We start from the raw sequence: 13,012 nt of genomic DNA, 5'->3' as shown, positions 1-13,012 counted from the left end.
CTAAGCATGAGTGTTATCACCCTGCCATGGCATAAAAAGGTTTAAATGACTGCGAGGATAAGAAGATAGATGGCAACAAAGGCGGACAGCTACATTCCTGGGAACCTGATTCACACAAGGGCCAACAAGGCCGCCAGACTGATAAGGACAGGGATGTGCGGATTTCCATCGGGGCCAGAGGCAACAGTGCCTCACCAACAGGCCGGATACATGTGCGCAACCAACCCTTTGTTACTACATCAATTTATCCTTGCTAAAACGGAGCGGACCATACATGTGTGAAATCTGCACAGGAAGTTGGCAAGAAAATCGTACAGGTGTTCGTACGATCAGCATTTCTGGTGCAATGATGCGCTTTGATCCGGGGTGTCCTGAATTTTGTGTAAACGGTTAAACTGACGGATAGTTCCGTCTTACTCAAAGGAGAGAGTATGACCGTTTCAAAATTACCAACAGATCTGATTGATGGTCTGTTATCTGACTACAAGAAGCCCGAGGATCTACTCGGCGAAAATGGAATCCTGAAACAACTGACCAAGGCCGTGGTTGAACGAGCGCTTGAGGCTGAGATGGAGCATCACCTTGGCCATGCTCGTCATGAACCAGTCAGTAACGCGACTGGAAATACTCGAAATGGGCGAAGCCGCAAGACGTTAAAAGGTGAGTTTGGGGAGATGCCAATTGATATTCCCCGTGACCGGGATGGCAACTTTGAGCCACAGCTGGTCGGTAAACACCAGACACGATGGACAGGTTTCGATGACAAGATCATCTCCCTGTATGCGCGTGGCATGACCGTGAGAGAGATTCAGAACCACCTGGAAGAGATATATGGCACCGAGGTATCGCCAACCCTGATTTCTTCTGTGACTGACGCAGTTATGGATGAGGCGAAGGCGTGGCAGATGCGTCCGCTGGATAAGCTTTATCCGATCGTCTATCTGGATTGCATTCACGTCAAAGTTCGAGACAACGGCGTTGTGCGAACCAAGGCAGTCTATCTGGCCCTTGGCATCAATATGGACGGAGAGAAGGAGCTTCTCGGCATCTGGATCGCCCAGACTGAAGGGGCCAAGTTCTGGCTCCAGGTTGTTACCGAACTGAAGAATCGTGGCGTGCAGGACATTTTCATTGCCTGTGTGGACGGACTGAAAGGCTTTCCTGAGGCTATTGAGGCTGCATTCCCTAAAACCGATGTACAGCTCTGTATCGTTCATATGGTGCGTTACAGCCTGAACTATGTTTCATGGAAAATGCGCAAGGAGGTGGCTGCTGATCTGCGTGCGATCTATGCTGCGGCAACCGTTGAAGAAGCTGAGCTGCAAATGAATGCTTTTGAAGAAAAGTGGGCTGAAGCTTATCCGCCAATTAGCCAGTCATGGCGTAGAAACTGGAATCGGATTATCCCGTTCTTTGACTACCCGCCTGAGATTCGCAAGGTCATCTACACCACCAATGCCATCGAGTCGGTAAACATGAGCTTGCGCAAAATCACAAAGAACCGTGGATCATTTCCGAGCGATGAGGCACTGTTCAAGCTGTTCCACTTGGCGCTGAAGAATATCAGCAAAAAGTGGACGATGCCTATCAGGGATTGGAAAGCAGCACTAAACCGCTTTAGCATTCAATTCGACGACAGGATGCCAAGGCAGTAAACCAAAGTCGTTTACACAAAAATTCTTACACCCTCCTTTGATCTTCAAAAAGGTTGTTTGTTAATCAACAAACTTTATCAGTTTTTTCAATTCAGTTTCTGCTGAATCGAAATCATAGGCATGTATCGCCTTTTCCAACATAGTCAAATCAATGGAATGGTTGCTGGAGATGAGCACATCTGACAATTCAGGCAACAAATCAATCACTTCACTGTCACATGCTTCAACCTTAGCGAGCATATTTGATATCATTTGAGCCCCAGTATCGTGTCTGTCCTGAGTAGTAGCATACAACACTCCGGTTTCGGGTATTTCCAGAGCTGTCTTTATCGCCACTATCATATGTGGGAGTTCGCATTCGATAATACTTGCCAGTTCATCATTCAACCGGAGGTCATCCCTTAGCTCCTGTTCCAGTCTGGAGACTAAACGATACATCTCTTTTGCTCCTAAATTACCGACAGCCCCTTTGAGTGAATGGATGATTCCGAGCTTCCTCAGGTTCACCCGAGTAACTAAAATACCCCTGAAACACACCAGCAAAGAAACCGGCCTTAATCAGCCGGTTTTTTTCGTTTTTGTTGAAAATACTGGACTTCTAGGCGTGAGACACCTACCCATGTGTGACCACCACAACCGATTTGTCCCATGAGACAAAACAGGTGTGGTGCGGTACAGCGTAGCTACACTTCGAACCACCTCTACGGCGCAAAAGCCTTTAATAGAGGTTTGTGTTTCAACCCTCTTTTTGAAAAAGTGTATCACACCCAAAAGTGTAGCTACAACTCAAGGGAATGCATAATGACGCCAGAGACCCCAATCAGGCATCCAAAAGCCCCTCTCAAGATAGACAAAAAAGAACCGCATCCAAGATGCAACCCCCTCCTGCCTTCGGCAACACAACCTCTCCCTCCCCTCTTTTTTTCCATCGTCTTTCGAGCTGATTCTTCAGATTTGATTTTGCATGTTTTCGGCAAATCACCTCTCTCCCGTTTCCCACAAAAAGCATCTTCGTGAAGAAGGACTCGCTATCATGAAGTCAATCATCTCTCTCAGAAATATATCCCGGATCACCCTCTCGATTTTCACCTTGATGATGGTGATGATGACATCTCCGGTTGCCAGAAATATGGCCTCTGATTTTCGCTCCAATGACCACCAGCTTCTAATGATTTTGAAACGCTGAAATGTGTGTCGAATTGCGGGTTTTTTTAATGGCGGGAAAAGCTGAATATCAGCATCCTTTTTTCACCACTTATTCCTCCCCTCGTCCACCCTCAGAGCCACTCCCACAAAAAACTCATCCATGCCACGTCAATTCATATGCGAGGTCGTCATCGCGATCAACCGCAGGGGTAAAAGTGGATGGCCTACCCCCCCTTATTATCCCTTTATAGGTGTACGAGCGCACACCGTGGTGAAAACTGTTGAATACGATGATTACCCCAATCAGCAACCACTACGGAGCCATCAGGCGTCAAGGCGACCCCTGTAGGTCCATTGAGATGGTCAGCTCCTCCCCATGCAGAAATAAAATGCCCCTTTTGGTCAAAATGCTGAATACGGTTATTATAAAAATCAGCCACAAATATTGAATTGTCTGCGGCTATCACCAGCCCAGAAGAAATACGGAAACGGCTACCCCATAACCCCATACCTCCAATGCTTTGTAAAAAATCACCCTCGGATGTAAAAACCTGCACACGATTATTATAGGAATCTGAAACATAAACACGATCATCTGATCCAATCGCGATCCGTGATGGATAATAAAATTCGTCCTCATGATCATCAGGTCTCAAAAAATTCAGGGCTGATGACACAACATTGACCTTACCCTTCCTGCCCCAATTGCGGATAAATAGTCCTTCCGGGGTAAACTGCTGAATACGATGGTGATATTGATCCACCACATAAACCAGACCTGAGGAATTGACTGCCACATCCACCGGTGATGCAAACAGACCTGGTTCTTCACCAGCTTCTCCCCATACTGCGATAAGTTGCCCATTACCATCAAAATGGAGAATACGATCTAGGTCATAATCTGTGACCCAGATAGTACCATCCTGTCCAGTAGCAATGCCTGCCGGTTTTTCAAACAACGCCTGACCGAAAGCCAGAATAAAATCGCCATCCGCAGTGAATTTCTGTACCCGTTTGTTGCGCACGTCGGTGACATAAACATCACCCTGCTGATCCACCGCCACATCAAAGGGTTCATTAAACTGCCCCGATCCATCGCCCAGACCGCCCCATGTGTGCACATTGGCCGGGTTACCTGTACAGGCAGCAAGCAGCGTTACAATAAGCAGCCCGAACAACGATGGCAGTAAACGACTAATCATCCTCACTGGCGCGTAATGTCTCGCGCGGTAAAGCCCGCTTTTTTCACTGCCTGCCGCAGTGTCTGATCATCAACCTGTGTATTCGGCTTTAACGCCACGGTTGCCTTACCTGTTTTCATATCAATTTTGACTGTTTTTACCCCGCTGACTTTTTTGAGATTCTTCTCAAGGCCATAGGCACAGAATGGACAGGATAGCCCATCCACCTGAATGATGGCCGTTTGATTTGCAGCTTCTTCCGCAAACAGACTCGCCAGTGGCGTTATAGATAGCATAGCAATGATTAGAGCAGCTCGTAATATGCGCATAGAATTAACTCCTTAAAAATTCCAGCGGAAACCAGCAGTCCAGACCCAGTCAATTTCCAAAGAAGTTCCATTAAGTCGCTGTACCATAGGTATTTGAACAGCCGTTTCCAGCACATAGCGACCGGTCACGTATTGCAGCCCCGGGACCAGGTTCCATGTTGTGCCGCCACTATTGAAATCTGTAGCACCCGCAAGCCTGTCCTTGCCATTCCAGACCAGATTGGACTCCAGCACGGCATAGACAAAGGCCGGTACGCCTTCAGTATCCAGTGAACGAGGCAAGACACGGTACTGGAATGAAGCATCGAGGCGCGCTTCATCGCCAAATTCAAAATCGGATGCATTCGTGTTCACCCGGTAACTAACAGCAGTATCAAATTCCCAATCCAGCGTCTGGCGCGTGATGGCAATACCAGCAAATGGATCCCATGAGCCTGAGCCAGATTGCAATGGGCGGGGTAGCCGGCCGAATGCATCGCGCTTATCATGTCTACCTGTAGGTGCTTTTAATCCCATAAAAGGTGCTATACGCAAAGTATCACCGGGATGATCCACTTGATAAGCCGTATAGCGGGCAAATAGTTTACCATCCCCCAAACCTTGTGCCCGGCGGCGAATGCGCATCGTACCCATCGTAATATCCATACGCTTGTTCACATAAGGCAACATGCCAAATAAAGCTAGTTTAGAACTTACACCATAAGCCAGCACCAGAGGAATGGCGGTGACGGTCAAATTCCGATTTAAAGCCGTGGCATCACCCGTTTTGCTCACCAGTTTGACTTGTGACCGTAGAATACCGACGCCTTCAGATACGGGCAGCGCGCTATTGAATGTGATAGGCCCGGCAGTTGCTATTCCTGCAAAGATGAGCAGGCCGGTAGCTAGAACCATAAGCCACGCCAAAATCATTTATCACCTTCCATACTGTCCATAATCGGGCAAGCTTTTAACGCACCTTTTTTGGGGCATGCCTCCACGAGTGGGATCAGTGCCTTTTTCATACGTTCAAGGTCATGGATCTTCGCTTCAATATCTTCCAGGTGATTCGCTGCCATCGCACTAACATCCGCACAACTCGCATCCTGCTCGCCCTGCAATGCCAGCAGTGCTATGACTTTCTTCAGTGTAAAGCCCAACTCCTGCGCCCGCTTGATAAAGCGGATGCGCCGCACCGAAGCATCATTGAATACTCGGTAGCCATTCATGGAACGAGCAGGCGTAGGTAACAGGCCACGACGCTCGTAATAAAGTACCGTCTGCACATTCACGCCCGCTTCTTTGGCTACCCAACCGATTGTTTTCCGGGTCACCTATGTACTCACCGAACACAAAAGGCCGTCAGCACGTAATGATGCCTCAATTTTTTGTTTGATAATCATGTTGTTGCCTCCTTGTCTGAGTAACATGCCGCAAGTCTAAACCCTATACTTTAGTATGGAGTCAAGCTCCTGTAGATTCTGGTGAACATGATGGACACACATCTGTCTCTATGCCTTTCCTTTTGTACGGTCATCCATTCCAGCAGACATTATTCTTGTACATATTGATCGCCAGTATCGTAATGGGCGCAATCCTAAACCCATGACTACGGTATGAGGTCAGCCAAAGAACTTGCTGAAAAAAACAGATGTTTAGCGCAGAAGGTTGCCACGGCCTTCTGCCTAGACTAATATTTACTCTGTGAAAAAAGGCAAATTGGTTCACTCATTCCTCCGGCAGTTCGTACTGCTGACGTTACTGCTGTCTTCAACTCTACCATCAATCCAGACTGTTTTTGCCTGTGATTTCATGGATGGCAAAGTGCAAACCGTATGCTGTTGCGAAGGTCCGGAAGCAATGATGGACTGTGAAACGGGCGGTGGCGGATGTGACACCAACGAGGCCATTCCAGCCTCAGGTTGTTGCGAAGTAACTGACGTCTATCAACCGGTTCTTGATGCTGTTGCTTTGCCGGGATCACACTCTTTCCAGCTTTTGATGTTGGATGCTCCACAGCCACCACCCGTACTGCTTTCCTCTTTGCTCTCACATGGTATGGGTGTTCGCTTTCAGGATGCTCCCTTCCTTTATTCTTTTCCCCCATGGGGATCTGGCACAAACACCTATCTGCTGACCAGCCGACTCCGCATTTAAAAAACATCTTCGATTATTTTTTGCCGTACATATTTGAGTTACGGCAAGCATTCCCTGTGCTTTGTTTTTTTAAAACCTATTGCTACTGAATTGCATGATTAAATCGGAGGTTTTTTAATGCGTCTTTTACCCCACGTTACAAGGTGGATCCTGTACGGATTTACTACTATTTTGCTCACCTATTCATGGAGTCCGGCTCAAGCGGCTGATGAAGATACTTTATTTTCTCAAACTGAACGGATTACAGCCACGCAACTTGTAGAGGCCGTGCTGACTCGCAATCCTGATTTATCCTCAACACATGCAGCATGGAAAGCCTCACAGGCGCGTATTTTACAGGCATCTGCGCTGGATGATCCCATGCTTTCCTATACGACCGCACCGGGAACTGCAGGTACTACAGGCCTGGATTTCGGTCAGAGGATAGAGATTTCACAAAAGATACCATGGCCTGGAAAGTTGCACTTGCGTAGCGAGGTTGCCAAGCATGAAGCTGATGCCGCTTATGAAGACATAGATAGCCTGCGATTGAAACTGGCAGCGGCAACAAAGTCAGTCTTTGCCGACTGGCACTATATTCATGAAGCTATACGCATTAACCATATCAACACGAACCTGCTACAAGAATTTCGCCGTATTGCACAAGTAAGATATAGCGCAGGCCTTGTCAGTAAACAGGATGCGCTACGCGCCGATGTGGAGCTCACAATGCTCAATCATCAGGCTATTATATTGGAGCGACAACGCAGAGAAACAATGACACGTATCAATGCATTATTGAATCGGGCACCGGATCAAAAACTGCCATTGCCATCTACATTGCATGCTCCTGCCAAACTACCGGAAGTCAGAGTATTACGTGAGTGGGCACTCGAAACTCGGCCTGAACTTAAAGCATTAGCGGCGCACCTTCGTGCAGTTGGAGCCAGAACAGATCTGGCACGGCGGGATTACTATCCGGATATCAAGCTTACAGGAGGATATAACAGTTTATGGAATAGGCATGCCAAACGATTCTCTGTGGGTATTAGCATCAACCTTCCTCTTGGCCAAGGAAAACGACGCGCCTCCGTGGACGAGTTCCGTGCGGAAAAGCAGCGGGTAGAGTGGGATAAAACCGGTGCAATGAACAAAATCGAATCGCAGGTACAAATCGACTACGATAGAGTCGAAGAGAGCATCCATACCTTATCACTGTTCCGTAAACAACTCCTCCCCCTAGCAAAAGACAACATGGAAACGGCGAGATCCGATTATCAATCCGGTAATGGTGACTTTCTGACATTGATCAGTGCTGAAAAGAACCTGATTCAGACTGAACTCGAACTCGAACAGGCAAGAGCCGATTATCATAAACGATTAGCTGAACTGGAGCAGGCTGTGGGCGGTTCACTGGCATGGAAAGAACGCCAATCTGATGATATCAATGCACAAAGGAGTAACTTATGAAACGAATGATGATATTCATTCCGGCCATTCTATTGATGGCTGTCATCACTGCTTACTGGATACAGACAAAAAATGCCGATACCGAAGCAAGACCCAGTAATACTGCCAATGTTGCATCTGCCACTTTTTATGATGCGAATCCATTCAAGGTTCGCGCCGTATTGAAGCCTGAAACACCAAAAGTAGGTAAGAATCATGTAACTATTTTTGTACAGGACGAAACGGGGAAACCTGTCAGTGGAGCCACTCTGAAGGCAGTGGCCGTCATGCCTTCCATGGGCAGCATGCCAGCGATGTATGCGCCTGCGGCGATGAAAGAGAGCGTAGCCGGAAAGTATGAAGGTGAATTTACCCCGACCATGAGCGGCTCATGGCCGCTGGCGATTGACATCAATGCCAAAGGAAAGAAAGGCAGTATTACCTTTGACCTTGCGACTGGCCGTAAAGGATTACGCTGCACAACTTGTGGAGATCAGGTCACAGCCATCCCCGGAATAATTCGAGTCGATCCTGATCGTCGCCAGTTGATTGGCGTGACCACAAGGCATGTCAAGAGAAAAACCCTGCGTGTCACCATTCGTGCCGCCGGAACTATTGCATACGATGAGACACGATTGAGTGATGTATCCATGAAATTCAACGGCTGGGTCGGTGATATTTACGCTGATTCCATTGGCAAGCCGATCACAAAAGGCGATGTGTTATTTACCGTGTACAGCCCTGAATTACTGGCCGCCCAGGGTGAATACCTGGAAGCTCTGCGACGAGTCCATGCAAAGGGTGGAAATCGCAAAGGATTACTGGAAGCAGGCCGCCGCCGCTTGAGCTTATGGAGCATGACTCCGTCACAGATCAGGACACTGGAAAAACGCGGTAAAGCTCAGGACTACGTGCCCATTCTAGCTCCAGAAAGCGGCGTGGTGATAGAAAAACAGATCTTGACAGGCTCTGCATTCAAGACTGGCCAGCGTTTACTGCGTATCGCCAATCTGTCACGCGTATGGGTGGAAGCTCAGGTGTACGATTATGAACTTCCGCTGATAAATACAGGCATGAAAGTCAAAGTGACACTGCCTGATATTCAGGATCGTGAGTTCGAGGGTAAAGTCGATTACATCTACCCATTCATGGAGAATGACACGCGCACAGCCCGTGTGCGGGTAGTGCTGGATAATACTGATGGCTTCCTGCGCCCGGACATGTATGCACAGGTCAAGCTCAGAGTAAACATGGGCAAACGCCTGTTAGTACCGGAAAGCGCCGTAATTTACGCCGGTGAAGCACGGGTAGTCTTTCTGGATATTGGCGATGGTCGTCTCCAACCCCGAAAAATAAAAACAGGCCAACGCAACCGTCACTGGATAGAGGTGATTGGCGGGCTTAAAGCGGGTGATACGGTGGTGACATCAGGCAACTTCCTAATTGCTGCTGAGAGCAAACTGAAGTCGGGGCTGGCACAATGGTAAGTCATACAGGCAGTGAACATCACGGCCCCATCGAGCGACTGATCGGCTATAGCGCCCGGAACTGGCTACTTACACTACTTGTTGTGATTGCGGCAGCCTTCTGGGGATATCGCACACTGCTCAATACGCCGCTAGATGCCATTCCCGATTTGTCTGACGTACAGGTGATTATTTATACCGACTGGCCGGGACGTAGCCCCGATCTGGTGGAGGATCAAATTACCTACCCACTCACCAGCACACTGCTCTCTGCTCCGAAGGTCAAGTCCGTTCGTGGTCAGAGCTATATGGGACTTTCCTTTGTTTATGTCATCTTTGAAGATGATACAGACATGTACTGGGCGCGATCACGGGTATTGGAATATCTAAACTCGGCAATGGATGATCTTCCGGATGGCGTGCGCCCGACACTGGGGCCGGATGCCACCGGTGTGGGTTGGGTATTTCAGTATGCTCTGGTGGATAAAAGCGGAAAATATAATTTGGCTGAACTGCGTAGCTTCCAGGATTTCAAATTGCGTTATTGGTTGGAGTCGGTCAAAGGCGTTGCCGAAGTAGCTTCCGTCGGCGGTTTCGTCAAAGAGTACCAGATTCAAATCGATCCGGACAAACTGGCAAGCTATGGCATTGCTTTAAATAAAGTGGCAGAAGCAGTGCGACATTCCAATAATGATGTGGGTGGTCGCGTACTTGAGGTTGCCGGACACGAACAGTTTATCCGTGGGCGTGGGTATATTAAACAAAAGAGTGACCTGGAAAAAATTGCCATTGGAGTTGGCCGTAAAGGCATCCCTATTTTACTACGCGATGTGGCCAAAATAAGTCTGGGACCAGCCATGCGCCGGGGATTGGCTGAACTGGATGGCGAGGGAGAAGCTGTCGGTGGAACCGTAGTCATGCGCTATGGCGAGGATGCGCTGAAGGTTATCGGTCACGTGAAAGAGCGATTGAATGAAATTGAAACAAGCCTGCCAGATGGCATGCAAATCGTGACTGTTTATGATCGTTCCGACCTCATCAAACGCGCCATAGACAACTTACGGTATACTCTGATTGAAGAGATGCTGGTGGTGTCGCTGGTGATTGCCATTTTCTTACTGCACTTTCGCTCGGCATTGATTGCAATCCTCACACTACCTGTGGCTATTCTGCTGTCCTTTATTCCAATGTCCGAACAGCACCTGACGGCCAACATTATGTCATTAGGCGGCATTGCTGTTGCTATCGGAGCTATGGTGGATGCCTCCATTGTGATGATTGAGAATATCCACAAGCGCATTGAACAATGGGAAGAATCCAACCGCCATGGGAACCGTAGGGATATCATCATCAAAGCTATGCAGGAGGTGGGGCCAAGCATCTTCTTTTCGATGCTGATTATCACCGTTGCATTCCTTCCTGTATTTGCCCTGGAAGGTACAGAAGGCCGAATGTTCAAGCCACTGGCTTTCACTAAAACCTATTCCATGGGATTTGCCGCATTACTGGCAATCACGTTTACCCCTGCGCTGGCAGCACTACTGGTGAGAGGTCGTATACGTGGTGATAAAAACTCTCTGAACCGTTGGTTGATCGCGATGTATACGCCCGTTGTACGGTTGACTGTAAAATTGCGTTGGTGGGTTATTTCAGCGGCGTTGACTGCGTTAGCTGTAACCGTTCCTGTGTTCATGCAATTGGGAAATGAGTTTATGCCCCCTTTGAATGAAGGAACTATTCTCTACATGCCTACAGCCACACCTGGCATCTCCATCACTGAGGCAGGACGCGTATTGCAATCCATGGACAGGGAACTCAAATCCTTTCCGGAAGTGGAACGGGTCTTTGGTAAAATCGGACGCTCTACCAGCCCCACCGATTCGGCTCCGTTGTCAATGGTTGAGGCTGTCATCACTCTCAAATCCAAAGATCAATGGCCGGAAGGCGTAACATGGGAAAGCCTTCTCGCGAAGATGGATCAGCAGTTGAATTATCCAGGCATGCCCAATGTGTGGTGGATGCCCATCCAGACCCGTACCGAGATGCTGGCTACCGGTATTCGATCTGCTTTGGGGATCAAGGTGTTTGGCGATGATCTTGCCACGGTAGAGGCAACCGGCGTGCGTATCGAACAAGCATTGCAAGCCGACAAGCGCACTGCACCTTTCACCCGTAGCGCCTTCGCAGAACGTATTTCAGGAGGGTACTTTCTCGATTTCGATATTGATCGGGATAAAATCGCCCGTTACGGCTTAACAATAGCGGATGTTGAAAACGTCATTATGGCTGCGGTAGGTGGTACGGCTGTATCTGAAACCGTGGAAGGACGCGAGCGATATGCCATTAACCTACGTTATGCCCGTGATTACCGTGATAATCCTCAGGAACTAAAGCGGGTGCTTGTACCAATCCCCGGAGGTGCTCAGGTGCCGCTGGCAGAGTTGGCAAGCCTAAACTTTCGCACTGGACCGCCCATGCTGCGCAATGAAAATGGGCAGTTGGTGGGCTACGTATTTGTCGATGTCAGTGATAAGATCGGCATAGCTGACTATGTTGCGGCTGCACGACAGGTCGTGACTGAAAAATCCGATGTTCCGTCAGGTTACCGACTCGACTGGGCAGGCCAATTCAAATATTTTGAACGGGCCAAGGCCAAGTTGAAAATAGTGGTGCCACTCACTCTATTTATTGTTTTCTTCATGCTCTTCCTCAATCGCAAATCGGTGGTGGAATCTCTGATTATCTTGCTTGCCGTACCCTTTTCTCTGATCGGTTCCGTATGGGTTCTGTATCTGCTGGACTACAATATGAGTGTTGCCGTATGGGTGGGAATGATTGCTTTGGCAGGACTTGATGCTCAAATGGGAGTATTGATGATGCTCTACCTCGGCATGGCTTATCGACAACGTCAAAGTGATAATCAGTTGAATGCATGGCCTGATCTTGTGGCTGTTATATCCGAGGGAGCAGGTCGTCGCATCCGCCCCATGCTCATGACGGGCATGGTTTTACTGTTGGGCTTGATCCCCATTCTGTGGAGCGATGGCACTGGTTCAGATGTTATGAAACGCATTGCTGCTCCCATGGTCGGTGGTATTGCCTCGGCGTTATTCATGGTCCTTCTGGTATTCCCAGCCGTCTTCGCGATATGGAAGGGGCGCAGCTTGCACTCTCGCAAGGGAGGTAACCCATGACATAATGCAGCCTTTACCTGGGAAAATAGCAACTGAAGTTTTTATATCAATTAAGTACATATCACAAAGGAGACTTAGATGAAAATAAGATCAACAATGACCATTATATCCATTCTGATGATAGGAGGAATGGTTTTTTCAATAAACACAAACGATGGCAGCGTCGGGTTTGGTGCGCCCTTGACGTTGGCTGCCGAACAGACCTACCAAGGAGAAGGCACAGTCAAAGAAATCAATAAAAAAGACGGCAGGGTCAAGCTTGCCCATGGTCCGATCAAAAGCATCGGCTGGGGCAGCATGACCATGTTTTTTGATGTGGAAGAGGCTGATCTTCTAGATGAGATCAAGCCAGGAGACAAAGTGAGTTTTGAATTTTCCAAGAGCAAGGCTGGCCGTTTCGTCGTCATTGACCTTGAACCCCTAGACTGAATAAGTAGGAGGTGGAGTCATACCAGACTCCACCTTTTATCAACATAA

11 protein-coding genes are annotated in these 13,012 nt (G+C 48.4%); 6 read left to right on the top strand and 5 right to left on the bottom strand.

Translation table 11 applies throughout. The annotated features are described in order from the left end of the window. Positions 1–431 precede the first annotated feature (431 nt). Complete coding sequence (locus tag MMIC_RS08260) at positions 432–1,655, top strand: IS256 family transposase (protein WP_072659979.1); 1,224 nt, start codon at positions 432–434, stop codon at positions 1,653–1,655. 60 nt (positions 1,656–1,715) lie between these two features. Here MMIC_RS08260 and MMIC_RS08255 read toward each other — a convergent pair whose 3' ends face one another. The 5 genes from MMIC_RS08255 to MMIC_RS08230 form a co-directional block, all read right to left on the bottom strand. After that, positions 1,716–2,162 carry an Hpt domain-containing protein gene (locus tag MMIC_RS08255; protein WP_072659978.1) on the bottom strand — a complete coding sequence of 149 codons (447 nt, stop codon included), beginning with the start codon at positions 2,160–2,162 and terminating at the stop codon, positions 1,716–1,718. Positions 2,163–3,046: 884 nt separating this feature from the next. After that, entirely contained in the window at positions 3,047–4,003 is a 957-nt protein-coding gene (locus tag MMIC_RS08245) for an NHL repeat-containing protein (protein WP_072659976.1), read from the bottom strand. Between the two features lie 2 nt (positions 4,004–4,005). Next, complete coding sequence (locus tag MMIC_RS08240) at positions 4,006–4,311, bottom strand: heavy-metal-associated domain-containing protein (protein ID WP_083530525.1); 306 nt, start codon at positions 4,309–4,311, stop codon at positions 4,006–4,008. A 12-nt stretch (positions 4,312–4,323) separates the two neighbouring features. After that, the gene (locus MMIC_RS08235; RefSeq protein WP_072659975.1) at positions 4,324–5,223 is read right to left on the bottom strand and encodes a transporter family protein; all 900 of its coding nucleotides are present in this window, start codon (positions 5,221–5,223) and stop codon (positions 4,324–4,326) included. After that, on the bottom strand, positions 5,220–5,624 hold the full coding sequence (locus MMIC_RS08230; RefSeq protein WP_072659974.1) for a MerR family transcriptional regulator: 405 nt from the start codon (positions 5,622–5,624) through the stop codon (positions 5,220–5,222). The genes MMIC_RS08235 and MMIC_RS08230 overlap by 4 nt, the downstream gene beginning before the upstream one ends. A gap of 370 nt (positions 5,625–5,994) precedes the next feature. Here MMIC_RS08230 and MMIC_RS08225 point away from each other — a divergent pair, with 370 nt between their 5' ends. The 5 genes from MMIC_RS08225 (at position 5,995) to MMIC_RS08205 (ending at position 12,964) form a co-directional block, all read left to right on the top strand. Further along, a complete protein-coding gene (locus MMIC_RS08225; RefSeq protein WP_072659973.1) occupies positions 5,995–6,447 on the top strand; it encodes a hypothetical protein in 453 nt (150 codons plus the stop codon). 117 nt (positions 6,448–6,564) lie between these two features. Continuing rightward, the gene (locus tag MMIC_RS08220; RefSeq protein WP_072659972.1) at positions 6,565–7,896 is read left to right on the top strand and encodes a TolC family protein; all 1,332 of its coding nucleotides are present in this window, start codon (positions 6,565–6,567) and stop codon (positions 7,894–7,896) included. Beyond that, positions 7,893–9,362, top strand: coding sequence for an efflux RND transporter periplasmic adaptor subunit (locus MMIC_RS08215; protein WP_143144921.1), 1,470 nt, complete (start codon positions 7,893–7,895; stop codon positions 9,360–9,362). The genes MMIC_RS08220 and MMIC_RS08215 overlap by 4 nt, the downstream gene beginning before the upstream one ends. Next, positions 9,356–12,535: an efflux RND transporter permease subunit gene (locus tag MMIC_RS08210; protein ID WP_072659971.1), complete on the top strand. Its 3,180-nt coding sequence runs from the start codon at positions 9,356–9,358 to the stop codon at positions 12,533–12,535. Before MMIC_RS08215 ends, MMIC_RS08210 begins: the two co-directional genes overlap by 7 nt. 78 nt (positions 12,536–12,613) lie before the next feature. Next, positions 12,614–12,964 carry a copper-binding protein gene (locus MMIC_RS08205; RefSeq protein ID WP_072659970.1) on the top strand — a complete coding sequence of 117 codons (351 nt, stop codon included), beginning with the start codon at positions 12,614–12,616 and terminating at the stop codon, positions 12,962–12,964. Positions 12,965–13,012: the final 48 nt, after the last annotated feature.

This window comes from Mariprofundus micogutta (genome assembly GCF_001895085.1).
GTDB classification, from domain to species: Bacteria; Pseudomonadota; Zetaproteobacteria; order Mariprofundales; family Mariprofundaceae; genus Mariprofundus; species Mariprofundus micogutta.
The sequence above is the reverse complement of the archived record's forward strand: the minus strand, read 5'-3'. Positions and strand labels throughout refer to the sequence as shown.

Excerpts from the sequence above, each read along its gene's own strand:
- MMIC_RS08235 (WP_072659975.1), bottom strand. The coding sequence starts at position 5,223 with ATGATTTTGGCGTGGCTTATGGTTCTAGCTACCGGCCTGCTCATCTTT.
- MMIC_RS08210 (WP_072659971.1), top strand. The coding sequence starts at position 9,356 with ATGGTAAGTCATACAGGCAGTGAACATCACGGCCCCATCGAGCGACTG.
- MMIC_RS08220 (WP_072659972.1), top strand. The coding sequence starts at position 6,565 with ATGCGTCTTTTACCCCACGTTACAAGGTGGATCCTGTACGGATTTACT.
- MMIC_RS08215 (WP_143144921.1), top strand. The coding sequence starts at position 7,893 with ATGAAACGAATGATGATATTCATTCCGGCCATTCTATTGATGGCTGTC.
- MMIC_RS08245 (WP_072659976.1), bottom strand. The coding sequence starts at position 4,003 with ATGATTAGTCGTTTACTGCCATCGTTGTTCGGGCTGCTTATTGTAACG.
- MMIC_RS08205 (WP_072659970.1), top strand. The coding sequence starts at position 12,614 with ATGAAAATAAGATCAACAATGACCATTATATCCATTCTGATGATAGGA.
- MMIC_RS08240 (WP_083530525.1), bottom strand. The coding sequence starts at position 4,311 with ATGCGCATATTACGAGCTGCTCTAATCATTGCTATGCTATCTATAACG.
- MMIC_RS08260 (WP_072659979.1), top strand. The coding sequence starts at position 432 with ATGACCGTTTCAAAATTACCAACAGATCTGATTGATGGTCTGTTATCT.